The organism is Melioribacteraceae bacterium (assembly GCA_035362835.1).
Lineage (GTDB): Bacteria > Bacteroidota > Ignavibacteria > Ignavibacteriales > Melioribacteraceae > DSXH01.
Genome location: DAOSDY010000007.1, coordinates 1 through 19,494, shown reverse-complemented (window position 1 = coordinate 19,494; position 19,494 = coordinate 1). Strand labels below are relative to the sequence as shown.

Genomic DNA, 19,494 nt, shown 5'->3' with positions numbered 1-19,494 from the left:
TTATCACCTTTATAAACCAACTCTTGCATCTGCTGGCATGCCTGGCTTTAAATCAAAATTATTATTTGGAATTTCTATCTTTACTGCGAATACTAATTTTGTTCTTTCATCTTTTGTCTGGATGTTCTTTGGCGTGAATTCAGCTTCTGGAGAAATGAATTTTACTCTCCCGGAATATTTATTCTCAGGGTAAGTGTCAATTGTTATTTCTGCGGGTTGTCCTAATTTAATTTTTCCAAGTTCTTCTTCAGAAACGTAAATAACTAAGTTAACTGTAGTTAAATCTGATATTTTAACTAGGGAGGACATCGGTGAAACTGTTTCACCAATTTCTACAAATTGCTTAACAACAATTCCGTTAATGGGTGATATCACATAACTATCCCTGATGCTCTTTTTTAATTGCTCTGCTACTGCTTTGGATTTTTTTAAATTTGCTCTTGCCTGCTCTATTTCTTCTGGCCTGAATATTTTTTTTACTTTTTCATGGTTTTCTGTTGCGGATGCAAGTTGTGCCGCTGAAATTTGATATCGGGCTGTCATTTCTTCAAATTGCTTTTGTGTAATTGATTTACTTTCCCAAAGCTTCTTATATCTTTCAAAGTCAGCTTTCGAAAGCTGGTAGTTTGTTTCTGCTTGCTTCTTGGCCTCCTCGGCTTGTCTTACATCTTCCTGCCGCGCACCTTTGAGCATTAAACTTAATTGCGCATTTGAAATATCCTCGGCTGCCTCTGCTTGCTCTAGTTGATAGAGAAGTGATTCGTTATCTATTACAAGAATTGTATCACCCTTCTTAACTACACTTCCTTCGTCAATAAAAATTGACTCTATCTCACCCATGTTTTTAGAACTTATGGTTACATTGGTAGACTCAATGGTCCCGGTAGCTTCTATCGTATTATTACCACCGTTGCTGCTGCAGGCAGACAATGTTGCTAAGAGAACAAGCGCCAAAATGATTTTAATTGCTTTCATATTTCATCCTTTTATTAATTGCTAATAATTTTTTCCCTTTTTTTGTCAATATCCCGTTTAACAGTATCTCGAATATTGAGTTGAATACTTCCTTATACTTTTGCCCGACCTCAAAACTGCTATTTCTTTCAATAGCCAGATTCAGAGACGTGCTGAATAATTCAATAATCAGTTCATTCGGATATTCCTCTAATAATCCGTTCTTTCTTGAGTGATCTATAAGTAAATCGATAAGAGGGTAAACCCTGTTCTTTCTGAATAAAACTATCTCCTTCCATAATCCGTAATACTCTCTCTTTATATTTTGTAAAGAGCCTATGTTAAAAAGGATTAAGTTCTTCTCTATTATTTTAGATAACTTGTTTACCTTTTCGGCCATTGGACCTTTTTCTTGTATCAGAATTATTAAACTATTATATGCGGCCTCAAGCTCATAGTTGAATAGATCTTCATACATTGACTCTTTGCTATCATAATGCCTGTATATCGTTTTTTTACTAAGACCAAGTCCCTTTGCTATATCGCTTACTGAAATCCGGCTGTATCCGCTCTCCCTTATGCTTTCTCTTAAGTATTCTCTTATCATGACTCTGTATTTATTATTCCTGTCTTTCATATGTATGTTAGTTAACACTCACTAACTTAATAGATAAAAAAAATTATTTTTTACTTAAAATCAGCCTTTCAATCGTCTCAATTGTCTTTATACCTCTTTGCAGTAGGGAAAAGGAGAAACCGCTCAGTCGCCATTCAAGTACAACTAATCTTATGTAACCCAAAATTACTGTAAGTATTTCGTTCGTGTCTATTTCTATTATCTCGTTCCTCAGCTTGGCTTCTTCAATTATCCCTTTTATTATCTTTTTTCTCTTTTCTATGATAAATGCCATTTTCTCTTTTAATATTTTACTATTATTAAATATATCTTCAGCAAATATTACCGATGTCATTTCAGGCTTTTTTTCCAGAAAATCAAAATGATACTGTATAAAACTCTGAATCTTCTCAACAGGCTTTTCATATTGTCTAATCTTTTCAAATAAAAATGTATCAAATTCCTGAAACCTGTTTAAGATCCCCAGTACTATATCCTCTTTGTTCAAAAAATGCCTGTAAATTGCTGCTTCTGTTATTCCAACTCTTGCTGATAACTCCCTTATCGAAAATGATAAGAAGCCTAATTCGTGTATTATCTTGATCGCTTCGTCAATTATTAGTCTTTGTCTCTCTTCTGTACTGATCCGCGCCAATTATTACTCCGTTAAATATGTTAGTTAACACTCACTAACAAATATAACGTTTGAGCTTCCACTTGTCAAGAAAAATCTTTAAAAATTATTTTTCCATCTTTTCTTACTAAAAACAAGCTTTTATAAACAAATAATCCGTTTATCAGTTGTGATTAGTCGTTTTTAATGTAACTAGTACACTTTCCATCAGCCCAATTCTAATCTTTCGACGAGATAACAAACAAACGATTTAAGCTCTTATACGAAATCAAATTCAATCTGAAAGAAGTAATGGAAAAGAACGGCTACACTTACAGGGAAATAGACGGCAATCTCGATTCAATACTTAATTGATCCGTGATAATCCGTTCAATCCGTGTCATCCGTGTTCTATTAGCTTATTAATTTTTTAGGAGAGATATTTAATGGAACTTAAACAAGGTGTAAAATCAACGGGAATCAAACCCGAAATTATCCTTGCCGCAGTAATTGCGGGAGAAGTGTACAAAGCTTTTGAAGTCGATTTCGTTATAACTTCTATGACTGACGGCAAGCATACTCAGCAGCACTCGCTTCACTATTGCGGATTCGCTTTCGATATCAGAATAAAAAACATACCTAATAAAAAAATGATTGATGAGATCTTTCTCGAAATCCGCCGTAGATTAACCAAGGATTACCAGGTCATTCTCGAAACAACCCATATTCATGTAGAGTATCAGCCTATTCATCAATCTTAGTCTAATAGTTTACTAAATGGATATTTAGTGTAGAATAAAATCAAAAACTTATAATTATATCTTGACTATTTAAAACTAAACAGTTACATTAAACTACAGTCTGTAATGCAATGTCCGTGGCGGGGACTTACCCCCTCGGCTGCGGACTACCTTGTAAATTATTTTTTTTATAAATCTTTTTTACGAATGTACCTCCTCTCAAATAATGCTTTATATAACTTCCTAATTCATATTCCTTTTTAATGAGGTTTATATGGCCAAGGTAAGTCCCGAAAAAGATGTTAAGAAAAAGAAAATAGTAAAAAACAAACGTTACTTATGTAATTTTGGATGTCCTAAGTCATCTTGTCGTGGAAAATGTACTGATTCTGATGGTCATTCCGGAGGTCATATTTGTAATACTTGTGGGCATGCTTGGTGCTAAATTTGTTCTTAAACCAAACTCTCTTATCCTCATTCAAGCATCACAAATAGAAATAAAAAGTTTTATTTCTATTTCTAATATGAAAATATTACAAAATATTTTGTAAGTATTTCAGAGCTATTTATGAAGCTAAAGTATCTTGCTCTCATTATTTCTCTTTCATCCTCAATATTATATTCACAATGGCCTCCTGCAAACATTAATAGTTCAGCTTATACGACTGGCTATTATGCCACTGATTCTGATCTTTTGGTCGGACAATGTACTTGGTTCGTCTACGGAAGAATTCAAGAGACGGGATTAATACCAAAAACTGTTCTGGAAAGTAATAGTATATTTTGGGGTAATGCAGAAACTTGGGATAATATTGCAAAGAATGTCGGTATTGCAACAGGCTTTAATCAAGTACCTGGTTCTATCGCTGTTTATGAAAAAAGACATGTAGCATTTGTTGATGCTATCGATCGGTTTACTGAGTCTAATGCTATTCCAAGAAAAGGCGAGAGTGTTGTTATCGCAGCTAATAAAACAAGGTTACGAGAAAATAACTCAAGTACTTCCCATATTATTTATGAAATGCCAATGTTCACCATAATGTCCATTGAATCTGAGGCTGTATTCAACGAAGGTTTTGCTTGGTACAAAATGTCTGGAAATGGTTACAGTGGATGGGCCGCTTGGTTAACAATCGACGGCTCAGGTCCTGCAATTACTGACTTTAAAAATGTAAGAGGATACTGGTGGAATTTCACTAGAATCAGGCTTGAACCTACCTATCCATTTGCGGGCAACAAACCCGATGTTTACATTTACCCGAATGCTCAACCTCTTTCTCCAAATAATGGTGAATCTAACTGCTCGTCAAAAATTACTTTAAAATGGTCCTCGGTCAAAGGTGCAACATACTGGCTTCAAGTTTCAAAAAATTCATCCTATACAGATTTAGCATACAACCAGAAAAATATATCTTCAACCTCCTATCAGGTTGAACTTCAGCCGGGGACTAAATATTGGTGGCGTGTTCATATTGGTACTCCTGTTTACACCACTCAATGGGAAGGATGGAACTTTACTACTTCATCCGATATCTCTCAACCTAATATTATCCTTAGTACAAATTCTATCTCTTTTAATAATCAACTTGTTAACACAACATCGTCAATTAAAAGCTATACTGTCTCTGCTAGTAATTTGGTATCTAATTTAATAATCACTGCTCCCTCCGGTTTCCAATTATTAAGTGATGGTTCTTCAGGATTTTCAAATCAAATTCAATTGTCTCCTGCCGGTGGCAGTATTATTAATAAAACAATTCATGTTATCTTCAATCCTGCTTCAGCTTCGGCTTATTCAGGTAAACTCGTACATAATAGTAACGGGGCCGGTACAAAAGAAATTTCTATTAGTGGAACGGGTATTAATCAAATAAAAATCGATGATATTTCCTTATCTAAGAATAATCTCTTTCCTTATGAACAATTTTTAATTAATTATTCTATCAATTCTTCATATACCAAATCAGTAATTCTTGGCGCCAGTATTGGATTTTCTTCAAATAATAACTGGTTCCTTTCGGATCCTGCGAATGATAAAAAAGTAAGCTTATCTATCGGAACCAATAAAGTTTCCAGAACCTTTAATCTTTTGAACACAATTTCAACAGGTATTTATGATCTTATCGTTGCTCTCTGGTCCGATGAAAATAACAATGGTAAGATAGATCCTTCAATCGATTATCTACTTGATAGTAGAATAATCTTAAACTCTATTTCAATTAATCAATCCCCGTCATTAGTTCAGGTTACTATTAATTCTATCCCTTCTGGCTTAACGTTTAACCTTGATAATGGTCAGAATTATCAAACCCCTTATACCTTTTCTTTTGTTAAAAACTCCTCTCATGCTATCGTCTGGAATTCTTTGCAAAACGGCGTGGATGGTACAAGATATTCTTTCAATAAATGGCAGGATAATATCACATCTAATCTTAGAACAATATCTGTAAATGATAATGCCAATTTCACAGCTTTATTCAATACTCAATACTATTTGAACATGTTACCTAATAATAATGGAATAATTACTCCAGTTAGTGGATGGTTTAATAAAGGTGATATTATTAATATTAAAGCTGTACCCAATACCGGGTACAAGTTCAATTCTTGGATTGGCAACGGAACTGGCTCTTATTCAGGTTCTTCAAATGTCGCTTCTGTTACAATGAATAATCCTATCTCTCAAACAGCCTTTTTCGAAAATTCCTCCGGATCAATCGCTGTTATCAACCCCGCTCCCGCTGTTAACTGGCTAGTTGGTAATCAGGTAATTATTAATTGGAATGCTTCTAATAACATTAATTCAGTAAATGTTAAATTATCTAAGAATGGGGGAGTAACTTTCCCAATTATTTTGGCTTTGGGAGTTAATGCCAATTCCTCCTTTTATCTTTTAGTCCCTAATTACCCTGGTACACAAAATCAAATTAAAATAGAATCCCAAAATGACCCTAATGTCTTCGGACTAAGTGGAATTTTTACTATCCAGGCACCTGTCGTTCAAAATCCCCCTTCTGCTGTTACTGATCAGCCAACTAATATTACAACTTCTTCTGCTCAATTGAATGGAACTGTCAATGCCAATGGTCTTAATACTACATATTATTTCCAATATGGAGAATCAACAAATTTCGGCAGCACAACTAATGTTAAAAATTTGCAGTCAGTCTCAAATTCTTTAACCGTGAATGAAGTAATTACAAATCTCAATCAAGGAAAAACTTATTACTACCGAATAATTGCAACTAACTCATCAGGTACTACATTTGGTACGCCAATATCTTTCTCAACCAGTCAAAACACTGCTAACCAAAAACCTATTGTTTTTACACGTAATGCAACAAATTATAATTATAATTCTGCGCTTTTAAATGCCTCTATTAACCCTAATGGTAAATCAACATCTTATTATTTTGTCTACGGAAAAACTACAAGCTATGGAAATCAAACATCTTCTAAGAATGCTGGGTCATCAACTTCATTTTCTGATTTTTCTGATCAAATAACTGGCCTCGATGCAAATACTGTTTATCATTTTAAAGTAATAGCTACTAATCCCGAAGGATCATCAGAAGGAGTTGATTTTACTTTTACTACCGAAGGTATTATCTCCTCTCAATTACCCATCGTAAATACAACTGTATCTGGAAATATTACAGCAACGTCTGCTCAGGTAAAGGGTGTCGTTAATCCAAACGGATATAATACCACCTACTATTTTGAATATGGAAAAACTCTTGCTTATGGTAGCAGATCTGCAGAGCAAATGTCAGGTATAGGTACTTCTAATATTAATGTTGCTGCGGATTTATCCGGCTTAAGTTCAGAAACTGTTTACAACTACCGTCTTGTTGGCCAAAATGCAGCGGGAACTTCTTTTGGGCAGAATATGACCTTTAAAACTGCTAGCACTAATGCTGTTCCAATTTTAGTTTATGAAGAACCTAGTGGGATTGAAGACAAAACCGCGCAACTTAATGCTAAAGTTAATCCAAATGGCTTCCCGACTACTGCCCATTTTGAATGGGGTACAACTACTAGCTATGGTAACTCTACTAATCCTTATGCTATTGGATATGGTACCTCTGAAGTCCATTATCAGGCATATTTAAATAAAATCCTAAGTCCTGGCACTACTTATCATTACCGTGCAGTAGCTGTTAATTCTATCGGCACTACTTATAGTAATGATTATACATTTAAAACTCTGTCCGAACCATTACAACCACCTACTCTCAATACTCTGCAGCCAACAAATATTACTGATAAATCTGTTGAATTCCATGGTACAATTCATCCGCATGAAGTTAAAGTTACATATTCTTTTATATATGGTTATTCTCCTTCGGGTACCGGAAAGCAGGCCACTTGGATTGATATTCCGGCAGGTAATCAGGTTGTTAATGTTTCGCAGAAAATTACTGGACTTATACCAAATACTTCGTATACTTACCAGATCTACGCTCAAAGTAGAGGTGGTAATAGTTGGGGTAATCAAGTTACTTTTAAAACTCTCACGTCCAATGTCCCCGCTCCTCAGGTATATACGCTTGATGCTTCTCAAATTAGACTTACTGAAGCCTATTTGAATGCTGCCATTAATCCTAATGGATCCGCAACTACTTATTACTTTGATTATGGACCAACTCAAAGTTACGGATGGAAAACTCAAACTGAAATGACCGGTAATGAATCTTCACCAACTAATGTATCTTCTGTAATTCAAGGATTAACTGCAAATACACTCTATCATTATCGTATTGTAGCTTCTAATGCAGGTGGTTCTGTTATTGGTGCTGATAAAACATTTACAACTGCCCTTACCATTAATAATCCGCCATCTGCAAGTACTGTTGCCGCCTCTAACATTCTTAGTAATAAAGCGCAGCTTAATGGGAAAATTAATCCTAATGGTAGAATTACTAACTATTATTTCGAGTATGGCTTAACTCTTTCTCTTGGTAATTTTACTTCAACGCGTAGCCTTAGTTCTGGAAATAATCTCGTTGATCTTAATGAAATTGTTGATGGCTTAATGCCAAATACTAAATACTATTTTAGAATTATTGCTGAAAATCAAGGTGGTAAAACTGAAGGCTCTATCTTTAATTTCTCTACTGCTACCCAGCAGTTTAATGTAAATCTTGCCGTTAATTTACCTCAAGCTGGTGCGGCAAATGGAAGTGGTTCTTTTAATGTGGGGCAGAATGTTAATATTCTGGCTGTCCCAAATAATCAGTACATTTTTGATAATTGGACAGAAAATGAAAATGTACTTTCTATTAATGATAGCCATGATTTAACTATTGATAGAGATCGTAATATTGTTGCCAATTTCAAATTAATTGGCGCCCCGGTTTTACAAATTTCACAATCTTCATTTACTGCCGATTTTCAATCGGGACAATTATCCATTAACATTTCTAATTCCGGTACTGGTGAAATGATCTGGTATGCTACAACTTCCTATGATTGGATTGTACTCACTAATGCCAATGGTGTCAATTCTGGCAACATTAATATTGAATATTCTGAGAATTCCGGCCCTTTCCGCGAAGGCAAAATCATTATTGTCTCCGAAGGAGCTGCAAATAGTCCTCTTGAAATTTTGATTAATCAGGGACCTTATCAGTCTTATAATCTATCTACCAGCTCTTTCCCATTAAATGCTGGTATTACTTCTGGCAACGGTGCCTATTCAGCTAATTCTCTTGTCAATGTTCATGCTATATCAAATGAAAATTATAAGTTTAAAAACTGGCAGGATAATAACAATGTTCTTTCAACAGATCCAGAATTCTCCTTTAACCTAACTCGTGATCTTAACCTTGTCGCTCATTTTGATCCTTTGCCTCGCTCAACTTTTACAGTTTTAGCTTCTGCTAATCCTCCTGAAGCTGGTTCTGTAACTGGTTCGGGAAATTATTCAGCGGGATCAATGGTTTCTATATCCGCTATCCCCAATAGTGGTTGGGATTTTCTTGCATGGATTGAAAATCAAAACTTAATTTCTACTGCTAATAGTTTCACCTTCCCGGTTAGTAACGACAGAAACCTTATCGCCTTATTTCAAATATTAACTGATAAAAAAGAAGAGGTCTTTATAACTGATTATAAACTTTATCAAAATTTTCCAAATCCTTTTAATCCTGTAACAACTATAAGATTTCAGATCCCCGTGTTTGGTTTAGTAAGCATTAAGATTTACGATTCCCTCGGACGTGAATTAGTCACTTTACTTGATCAAGAAAAATCCCCGGGATCATATCAAGTTTACTTTAATGGTATCGAATATTCAAGCGGGGTCTATTTCTGCGTTATGCGCACCAACGAAAACGTTGTTGTAAAGAAAATGTTGCTCTTAAAATAATATCAAGGCACTTTAATCGATTTGTTTAATATGGATTGCTATCCAATATTATGCTTTTTTATCAATTTGTAATAAATCCATTACTAAGATTGTTATTTAAGTATCCGTCCTTTTTATTTTTTATTCAAAATATTTTTAACCGTCATTTCCTCTGTACCGTTGTCGGAATCATCCGGGACGATCAGGGCAGGATCCTTCTTTTAGATCACCGATATAGAAACGAACCATCAGCCTTGCCGGCCGGATTCATGAAGAAAGGAGAGAGTCCTTTCGATTCAATTGTAAGGGAGTTAAAGGAGGAGACTAACTTTGATATAATCCCCCAGCGCATAATAAATGTTAACTCCTCTGCAAACCGCTCCGCCCTGGAATTTATTATCTCAGCTTTCTACAAAAGCGGTGAATTTATTCCTAATAAGGAGATTGGCAATTATTCTTGGGTCGATGAATCAGAAATTCACAGCACAATCGAAAAACTAACAACAAAATGTCATTAGATTATGCCTAGAATATACTATTCACTCCGTATAGTTGATGATCAGGGAAACGGTATCCCCGATTCAGAAGTTAGGGTCCATTATGATTTTACGAAGGATATCAGGATAACAGACGCTGAAGGTTATGTTACCTTCCGAAAGAATAATTTCATGTCTAATGCGGCCTACGTAAAAATCTATTTAAACGGTAAAAAGCTAGGCTCCCTCTTCGCTCAAAACCATAAAGTATATTATTTAACCAGCAACACTAATTAATATTTTTAATAAAGTATTACTTGCATATTTAAGTTCAACCTATTAATTTCTCTTTACCCTCAAATCAATATTGGATTAAGTCGTATGAGCTTAATACCTATACTGCCTCAAGATTTTCCTTTGAAAACAAAATTAAATATATATAGCAATATATCGCTTAAGGGAATTGTAGTTTTTACTTAAAAACGCGGACTTCACCTCTTAATACAATATATCCGCTCGCAGTAGAAATATATGTTAGCTGTATAAATATTATGAGAACAAACACTCCAAATACTCTTAAAAAATTGATTGACCATCCTTTTTCTAAAAGAATATTAAAGGACTCAATTGAGATAAAAAATGAATTATATGAAAACCATATTAAAATAGATGATGCACCTAAGCGGTTACCAAATAAATTAGAATATTACAAACTAGATGTTGGTTTTCATATTTCGCAATTATTCTCTTGGTGTCAGCAACTAGTAAATAATGTTTATTTTCTCCGTGCTAAGTCGCCTCATTCTACATTAAATAAGTATAAGATCACAAGTTATGATTTGCTTATTTATCACATTGAAAATTATTATATCCGTGTTCAGAGTATGTATGACAGATTGTTGAATATTACAAATGCTTTATTCTTCCTTGGTAATTCTCCAGAGAATGTAACTCATAAAATTATTATTGAAAACATTTTTGTAAAACAAGCTAAGCTAGATACCGATTTAAAGAAAATAAATAAAATTATCCGTGACTATTTGGGAGCTAAAAGGAATCAAATTATTCATCAAGAAGGTTACCAAGACCAAAAAATTCGCGATCTTGAATTCTATTGCTTGTTCTTAGATGGGATAAACATCCCTGATGAAGACGTAGAAGCAAAAAAATATATTCCAATGGAGGTTAAAGCGATAGCGTCTGAAATCACCAATGAGAAATTTGAAGAATTCACTGTATTTAATGATAAAATATTTTCAGAAATGAATAGTCTTTTTAGTAAGTATGAAAAAATATATGATAATAAAATAAATGAATTTTCGTAGAATACAGCTAACCGCTTAAAAAAGGATTTAGTCAAGTGGTAAATAAATATAAGCGAGCAATAAAAGTTGTTCTGAAATATAACTTAGTAAAAGATATTTGTCGTTATTGTATTAATTAAGTACACGGATTATATTTCTTAGAACATGATATCCGCTTCCAGAATAAATATATGTTATATGGACAATATATTTTAGGATAAATTATGGAAAACAAATCTATTGTTTTTGCAAAATTAGCTGGAACTTATAAAACTCTTCAATCTCTATTAAGTCCACAAGGAAATCGTGATAGATTAGTTTTGAATTTTAACCCAAGCCAAGTTAGAGAAGTATTTAATGACTTTTCTAAATTACTAACACAACTCAAAGAATTATTTCCATCACTTTATTCCGATGTGCCTGAAAGAGTTGTCCCTGAGCCAACGGAAGGTGGTTCTATAGGTAGAGATTTTTTAGAAACTATAAAAAGGGATATGGATTATATCTTCGAGTTAAATGCTCAGTTATCGGTAAATGAATCAAAAGAAATTAGGAGACCGGGAAGAATATTTATCAGTCATGGGTCGAGTAAAGATTGGATGCAAATTCAGAATTATATTGAAAAAGATTTATTGATTGATACTCTAGAACTTGCACAAGAGCCCAATAAAGGTAGAACTGTTTTGCAAAAACTAAATGAAGAATCTGAGAAATGTTCATATAGTGTCGTTGTAATGACTGGAGACGATATAATTTCGGAAGGTGAAGTTAGAGCACGAGAAAATGTTATGCATGAGATTGGTTTTTTCCAAGGGAAGTATGGACTTGAAAAAGTATGTCTTCTTTATGAAGAAGGAACTAATATACCTAGCAACATACATGGATTAGTTTACATACCATTTCCCAAAAATGTAGTTGATGCAGTATTTGGTTCTTTATCTAGGGAGTTAAAAGTATATTTTAAATAAATGCCATATAACAAGCAACTCAGCCGGACGCCGATTTTCAAAGCGTCATTTGTTTTGTTCTTAAGTCTCGTTGCAAAAGTTAGTTGTCTTATGAATTTAGTTAAGTAAACAAAGTTATTAATAAATTATTGGCATTGATTTTCAAAGCTGTATTGCTGTGTTGGGTGGCGGCTTAAAAACAACGCCGTTATACACATTATAGAAATGATTGAAATACATCCAAAAGCCATTGAATCTTTTGATGCCCAAGCAAATGAATTATTGCTTTTGTTAAAGCCTTATAAATTTTCCGACCAACAAAAGCCAAAGGATTCATCCTCACGCTCGGCAGAGTATTATCAAAATTTACCTGAAGAAAAGGTTTTAAAACATAGTATCAGCGGATTTGTCGATGGTTTTGGCAATCGTCTATCTAGATATTTTAATTACAAAGGTAGCTCAGTTGGTCTCGATGGCGATGATTATTCTCAATTAATAGATTTCTTAGAAAACTTATATCATAAAAAAGAGATAAATAATTTTCTTAGCAGAAAATTTTTAGAGCACTGTTCGTTTGATTGGTTTGAATGTAAATATAAAGGTGAAGTTGATTCATCGGTAAGTTTCACCAAATATTTGTTTGAGAAAGCTGAAAATGTGGTTAAAGAAACAAAAATCTCTATCCCAATTTCATACTTATCAATTGAAGCTAGCTTCAAACTTGGTAATCTCACATATGAGTTCTATGATAAAAAATATTTTGATGATTTATTATCCAAGTTAAATGAAAGCAAGGAAGATAAAATAACTGAGAAAGAATATGAAGGTTTGCGCAAAGATTATCAAGGGGTAGTGTTTGCATCAAAAACAATAACCGCAGAGAAAGAAAGAGCGGTTGAATTAATTATTGATGAAGTTGATAAACAAATAAAACTTATTCGTTGTTTTTCTCCAACAACATTTCTTCCCACAGTAGATTCTTATTTTAATAGAATGGGGCACACCTTAATTCCTCATAACCATTCTTTTATTTTTGATGGAAAGCATCCGACAATAAATACTTTCAGAGATAAAAGCATAGATTATTATTTCCCATTTACATTGAAATTACTTGCTGATTATGAAAAAACTGGTTTTATTAAAATTTTCGATATTATTAATAAATCTGACCTCTCAGATTTTGAAGACCATTTATTAAACTCAGCATTTCTTTTTAGTCACGCTATTGAATCAAAGAATTTTCAAGATAAGCTAGTTTATTCGCTTGTCTCTTTAGAAACTCTGTTATTAAAAGATACTTCTGAACCAATTCAAAACACTATTGGATTGAGATTGTCATTTTTAACAAGAAATAATATTACTGATAGGAAGGCTGTTATTGAATTAATTAAAAGAGCTTATAAGTTGAGGAGTTCATACATCCATCACGGAAAAAAATCTGATGATTTGGAAGTCCTTCAAAAACTTCAGCATTTGGTTTGGCAATCCATTGTGAATTTAACGAATTCGATAAATAAATTTGATTCACAAGCTGCTTTCTTAGAATATATAGAAGAACTTATTTTAACATAAAATGTGTATAACCAGCTTTTCCACCTGACCGCGTTTTCAGTGCGGCATTTGTTTAATTATAAAGTAGCTTTGTAATAGTGATTTGCTTTTTGTATGTAGTCAATAGAACATGTTCATAAAATAGAACTCAGGACGCCTGTTATTGATCTTTAATAACTTTTCCCGATTGTCGGGATAACATGACGTTATGTTGCTGAGATTCAAATATTACATTGTAAAGTGAGGAATAAATACGTCTTTTAATAAAAAAATATTGTATTTGATATTCTTATCTCTTCTTTTGCAAGTAAAGATTTTAGCCCAACACAATACAAGTGGACCTACTAGATCAAATAACATATCTCAAGGTATTACAGAACAAACCCTCACTCAAAAAATTATAACCGGTGTACCTGCATATACTTGGAGACATGGTTGTGGTCCTACGGCTTTAGGTATGGTAATTGGTTATTACGATAATTATGGTTTTTCCGAACTTATTTATGGGAATGCAAATTTTCAGAATGATATTGTTAATTCATTTATTGCAAATGAAATGCACTATCAAGATTACTCATTGCCCTTGGACAGTTATGGTAACATTATACCTGATAAATCTACTTTAGGTGGTGCACACGATGATAATTGTTTGGCCGATTATATGCTTACTTCTCGTAGTAGTTATGGATTAACATATGGTGAAAGTTATTGTGCTCTTATTTTAACAGCATTCAAAAAACATTTATCGAGTGTATATAAAAATAATTCTGACTATTTCATTATATCAAATGATGTATATACATGGTGCGATAATTCATTTGATCTTTATAAAAATGAAATTGACCAAAATAGACCAGTAATTCTATTTGTTGACACTAATGGAAATGGTGGTGAGGATCATTTTGTTACTGGTATTGGATACGATGATATAACTAAAATGTATGGAATATATGATACATGGGATAAAAATATTCACTGGTATCTTTGGCGCCCAATTGGAAGTGGAATAAGATGGGGTATAGACAGATTTGTTACTTACTCAATCAATAAATCACCCATTTGTTGGGAAAATAATAAAAGTACTCTTGAAGGGAATTTAAGTTCAATTACATTTTTTAATGATAAATTTGGATTTATAGGAGCCAACTCTCAGATTTATAGAACAACTAATTCCGGTCTTAGTTGGCAAAAGACAAATCCCGGTATATGGGGCAGCGTAAAAAAAATTATAATTCTTGATTCCTTGAATATCTGGGCACTATCTGAATTTTCTGTAATCAATTCGACAAATGGTGGGCTTTCTTGGAATACTTTATTGCAAGAATGGGGAATCGATTATTTTAATGCAATCAAAATATTTGATAAAAATAGTTTGGTTATTCTAAAAAATGGGAAAGTACTTAAATCTTTAAATGGTGGAAATACCTGGCAGTATATAGATGTACCAGAATTGATTGATATAAGTAATGTCTTCTTTATTGATAATAATAATGGTTGGGCAGTTGGATATAATGGGAAATTATTTTCAACAAATAACGGAGGTATTAATTGGACAATCCATGATAGTAAAACCAAAAATTGGTTTAGGGATGTTTATTTTAGAAATAAAAATGAAGGATGGATCATAGGCCAGAATAGTTTTCTGTTTACTATAGATGGCGGTAAAAATTGGGTACTGGATTCTAGAAGTCCCTTATTATTACTAAACCAATTGGTTTTCAAAGACAATTATGGATTGATAATTGGAGAAAATGGAGTAGTGTTAGTTTCAACTGATTTTGGGAAAACATGGCTAATACAAAACTCTGGTGTCTCAAATAATCTTCTTGCTTGTCGTATAAATAATTCTAATTCCATGTTTATTGTTGGAAGTGATGGGGTATTACTTAATAATAATTCATTTTTAGTTACAGTAAAAGATGAGGTACCTTTAAACTATTCATTATTACAAAATTATCCGAATCCATTTAACCCTGTCACAAAAATAAAATTTACTATACCAAAATCAGAGCAAGTACAAATTAAAATATTTGATATTCTAGGTCGGGAGATCATCACTCTTATTGATGAGGTAAAATATCCGGGTGAATATGAAGTATTATTTGACGGTTCAAAAATTAGTAGTGGTATTTATTTTATTAGGTTTCTTTCGAATTCACATTCTCATACGATTAAATCCATACTTTTAAAATAGCATTTGATATTTTTGAGACATAACACTCCGCGCAACACGGACAGCGTTTTCATTGCGGCATTTTAGTAATTATAAAGTATTGTTTACAAAAATAAGTTACTTATTAAAGTAGGTTGTTCTAAGAAATATTTTTATAAATAAAAGTAGTTGCGGTTAATTAGCAATGCTGTTCTGGGTCGTCAGACTCCGTTAGATTCTGACGGACTCTAACGAGCTGAAGGTTAGCGGCAACACAATTATACTGTGTAAATAAAAGGATGATTTTATGAAAAGGATTCTCTTTTACTTTTTATTTATAGTCTGCTTTTTACAATTAGCAATACTTGGACAAGGTAAATCTAAGGTCATTTCTCAAATTCAAGGACCTATAAAAACAAACTGTTATTTGTTGTATGATTTGTCAACTAGAGAAGCTGCTATTATTGATGTTGCCGGAAATCTGGATAGTTTAACAACTTATATCTCCATAAACAATCTAAATCTCAGATATATATTTCTTACTCATGCGCACTGGGATCATGTTGAAGGATTGCCCGCTCTAAAAGAAAAATTCCCAAATGCTAAAGTTTGTCTTAATAAAGAAGAATTTATTGCCATGCAGAATTATTATCGATTTTCTAAAGAGAGTGATCCTGCTAGATTTGCAAAAGTTATGCAAGATAGTGCTTTAGCCAGGATGATGAACTTTGACCTTGCTTCTATAAATCCAGATATATACTTGAATGATAATGAAGAATTTTCTTTAGGCAATCTTATAATCAGAACATTACTTACTCCCGGTCATTCTGCCGGAAGCATCTGTTTTTCTTGCGAAAATGTCTTATTTGCCGGTGATGTTTTATTTTATAGGACTGTTGGTAATACCGATTTTTATAAAGCGTCTAGATCAGATCAAATATTATCTGTGAGAAAATTGTACAAATTATTTCCGGATTCAACCACGGTTTACCCCGGACATGGCCAAATCACAACTATAGGTTCAGAAAAAAAAGAAAATAAATATATTACAGTTGATGGCGGTAAATGGGATATTAAATAAAAGAACACTATAACCACGTTAATAAGTAAAAAGTCAGTCGATAATAACATAATGTACTCCACCGCAAAAGCACGCCAGCGGTTGACCAAAATTATACAGCTCTAATCCTTTTTTATTGTTTGATTTTTTAATTATGGAAAATTAGTTTTACATAACTCGTTTTCATCGCCCCTCTTATAACAATGGGCTTTATTCAAGAAAATATTTTTTTTGCTTGATAGATATCTATTGTTTCCTTTATTTCTAAAATTATATCTAAAAATAAGATAGGGCGATATTATGAAACCATTTATTCTTTCCATTATTATTTTTTTCGTAATAACAACTCAAATAATTTCTCAAAGCAATTGGTTTACTACTGGACAGGATGCTGATTTAATGTTATCTGGTGTTGATTTCAATAATACCGGTGGTCCTCTAATGTTTAACCATCCAATGGGATTATCATCTGACGGAACAAGATTTATATTAAGCGATACTTTTAATAATCGTGTTCTTATCTGGAATACTCTACCTGAAAAATGGGATGACAATCCTGATCTTGTCCTGGGTCAACCAGATTTTTATTCTAATAATCCGGGAATGTCGAAAAGCGAATTTAATTGGCCTGTTAATGTATCTTTGTCCCCAAATGGAACTATTGGTGTTGCAGATGCTAACAATCATCGAATATTAATCTGGAAAACATTTCCAACAAATAATGCGCAACCTGCGGATATTTCTATTTCATACAAGGAATTTCCTGAAATGGAGCATGGTGTTACTGAATGGCCTTGGGGTGTATGGACAGACGGAAATAGATTAGTATCCACAGCTACTAGAGGTGGATATATATATTTTTGGAATTCAATTCCTGCTTCCGATAATCAAGTGTATGATTATTCAATTCATCTCCCAGAATTTGGGACTCCAAGAAATATTTCAACTGATGGCTCAACATTTTTTTTTGTTGGAGATCATAACGGTACAATCAATGGGCTAACCCAACCAATCACCTTTTTTTGGAATACTTTTCCTACAACAAAAGATCAACGTTTTGATTGGACTTTTCCCGCGTGGATTAAAGGAAATAAGACCGAGGATGGTAAACTAGTTGCAAGCGGGTTTTCTTCTGTACACATTTGGAATACTATACCAACTAATTCTAATCATAATCCGGATATAACCTTAAATCATCCGAACTATGAAAACGGGGATGGTCCAGATGCTGTTGCTGCCGGGGAATATCTCTTTGCTAATAATTATAATGGGACTAACACACACGTATATAAATCAATACCAACGAGCATAAACCAAACACCTGATTTCGCACTCGGCAGCCATGATATTAAATATAATTCGCTAAACTCTATTAATTTCTTGGAAGCCCCTGTCCCAGCAACCAACGGTCAAATTCTTTTGGCTACTTCTGGTTTCAGAAATTGTTTATGGCTCTGGAAAACTATTAACCCGTCATCTGGTCAGGCTCCAGATATCAAAATCGATCTCGAATCAACTAACCTCGGACTAAATGATAATGCAATCTATAATAATAAACTAGTCGCAGCCGGTTTTCGTGGTAACCTTAGTTCTGTTGGAATTTGGAATTCTCTTCCCGTTAATGGAGAGTTACCTTCAAAAATTTTCTTTGATAAAATCGGTAATGTCCAATTCAAAGATTTAATGGGAATTGCTCTGGATTCTATTTTCTTTTATTTAGGCCAAAGTGATGGTAATATATATATATGGAGAAATATCCCTACTACAGGAGATGAAAATTATTATGTCAATATTAAATTACCTTCCGATGCATTGCAACAGCTCAATAGCGATGGCGAATATTTTTGTGCTACAACATATGGAGGTGTTTTTATTTTCAAGGTTAGTGATATTGTTAATGGTAATTTGGATCCTTATAAACAAGTCTTGCCTATTTTCGGACCCGATTTTTTTAAGTTTCCACTCAATATGCCCATGTCAGCAGTTACTAATAACGGAAGTTTGGCAATTGTTAGTAATGGTAGTCATGCGGTTTACCTTTGGAAGAATATCGAAGATGCGGGTGACCCTGATAAAGTTATCATCCTTGGGCAAGAATCTTTAAATAAAATCGGTCCATCAATTGGGAAAAATAGACTGTTTATGCCCGCTGCTATGTGTGCATATAAAAATCAATTATGGATTGGCGAGTATAAATTTTCTTCAAGATTACTTCGCTTTAGTTACTATGACCCGACAGAATTATTAAATGATTCTGAAATACCAGATAAATATAAATTATCTCAGAATTACCCAAATCCGTTTAATCCAACAACAACAATATCTTTTTCAATTCCTGAATCTCAATTTATCTCTTTAATGGTTTACGACATCCTTGGCCGAGAAATTTCCACACTGGTAAATGAAGAAAAACAACCTGGTAATTATAAAGTTAATTTTGATGGAAGTAATCTTTCTAGCGGTGTATATTATTATCAAATGAGAGCAGGGCAATTCGTAGAAACAAAAAAACTTATTTTACTAAAGTAAATTTATAACTGGGCGGTTCTTTGAATCGCCCATCTTAATTATTTTATTACTCTAAAGTGTTCCCGCCGCAAAAGCACGCCAGCAGTAAATCAGTTTATACTGGCTTTACATAACACCACATTATTTGCTTAACATACTTTCCATTTGTAGTTAATCATTCTATTTGTCATAAAACTAAAAAATTATATATCGCAAATAATGGG

13 protein-coding genes are annotated in these 19,494 nt (G+C 33.3%); 10 read left to right on the top strand and 3 right to left on the bottom strand.

Translation table 11 applies throughout. The features are described from left to right. Positions 1 to 9: 9 nt before the first annotated feature. From PLZ15_15125 to PLZ15_15115, 3 genes are all read right to left on the bottom strand, one after another. Positions 10 to 975, bottom strand: coding sequence for an efflux RND transporter periplasmic adaptor subunit (locus tag PLZ15_15125; protein ID HOI31076.1), 966 nt, complete (start codon positions 973 to 975; stop codon positions 10 to 12). Next, complete coding sequence (locus tag PLZ15_15120) at positions 962 to 1,561, bottom strand: TetR/AcrR family transcriptional regulator (GenBank protein ID HOI31075.1); 600 nt, start codon at positions 1,559 to 1,561, stop codon at positions 962 to 964. The genes PLZ15_15125 and PLZ15_15120 overlap by 14 nt, the downstream gene beginning before the upstream one ends. A 73-nt stretch (positions 1,562 to 1,634) precedes the next feature. Further along, the gene (locus PLZ15_15115; protein ID HOI31074.1) at positions 1,635 to 2,225 is read right to left on the bottom strand and encodes a TetR/AcrR family transcriptional regulator; all 591 of its coding nucleotides are present in this window, start codon (positions 2,223 to 2,225) and stop codon (positions 1,635 to 1,637) included. A gap of 404 nt (positions 2,226 to 2,629) precedes the next feature. On the opposite strand from PLZ15_15115, the gene PLZ15_15110 reads away from it, so the two are divergent. From PLZ15_15110 to PLZ15_15065, 10 genes are all read left to right on the top strand, one after another. Beyond that, positions 2,630 to 2,944 carry a hypothetical protein gene (locus PLZ15_15110; GenBank protein ID HOI31073.1) on the top strand — a complete coding sequence of 105 codons (315 nt, stop codon included), beginning with the start codon at positions 2,630 to 2,632 and terminating at the stop codon, positions 2,942 to 2,944. A gap of 547 nt (positions 2,945 to 3,491) precedes the next feature. Beyond that, positions 3,492 to 9,293 (top strand): CHAP domain-containing protein, encoded by a 5,802-nt coding sequence (locus PLZ15_15105; protein HOI31072.1) that lies wholly within the window; start codon positions 3,492 to 3,494, stop codon positions 9,291 to 9,293. 50 nt (positions 9,294 to 9,343) lie between these two features. Further along, complete coding sequence (locus tag PLZ15_15100) at positions 9,344 to 9,790, top strand: NUDIX hydrolase (GenBank protein ID HOI31071.1); 447 nt, start codon at positions 9,344 to 9,346, stop codon at positions 9,788 to 9,790. A 3-nt stretch (positions 9,791 to 9,793) separates the two neighbouring features. Continuing rightward, positions 9,794 to 10,045 (top strand): hypothetical protein, encoded by a 252-nt coding sequence (locus PLZ15_15095; protein HOI31070.1) that lies wholly within the window; start codon positions 9,794 to 9,796, stop codon positions 10,043 to 10,045. Positions 10,046 to 10,299: 254 nt separating this feature from the next. Further along, the gene (locus PLZ15_15090; GenBank protein HOI31069.1) at positions 10,300 to 11,073 is read left to right on the top strand and encodes a Cthe_2314 family HEPN domain-containing protein; all 774 of its coding nucleotides are present in this window, start codon (positions 10,300 to 10,302) and stop codon (positions 11,071 to 11,073) included. A 203-nt stretch (positions 11,074 to 11,276) separates the two neighbouring features. Then, complete coding sequence (locus PLZ15_15085) at positions 11,277 to 12,020, top strand: nucleotide-binding protein (protein ID HOI31068.1); 744 nt, start codon at positions 11,277 to 11,279, stop codon at positions 12,018 to 12,020. Positions 12,021 to 12,224: 204 nt separating this feature from the next. Next, entirely contained in the window at positions 12,225 to 13,571 is a 1,347-nt protein-coding gene (locus tag PLZ15_15080; protein HOI31067.1) for a HEPN domain-containing protein, read from the top strand. Positions 13,572 to 13,824: 253 nt separating this feature from the next. Continuing rightward, positions 13,825 to 15,744 carry a YCF48-related protein gene (locus PLZ15_15075; protein HOI31066.1) on the top strand — a complete coding sequence of 640 codons (1,920 nt, stop codon included), beginning with the start codon at positions 13,825 to 13,827 and terminating at the stop codon, positions 15,742 to 15,744. Positions 15,745 to 16,009: 265 nt separating this feature from the next. Continuing rightward, complete coding sequence (locus PLZ15_15070) at positions 16,010 to 16,783, top strand: MBL fold metallo-hydrolase (protein ID HOI31065.1); 774 nt, start codon at positions 16,010 to 16,012, stop codon at positions 16,781 to 16,783. Positions 16,784 to 17,062: 279 nt separating this feature from the next. After that, on the top strand, positions 17,063 to 19,291 hold the full coding sequence (locus tag PLZ15_15065; GenBank protein ID HOI31064.1) for a T9SS type A sorting domain-containing protein: 2,229 nt from the start codon (positions 17,063 to 17,065) through the stop codon (positions 19,289 to 19,291). Positions 19,292 to 19,494: the final 203 nt, after the last annotated feature.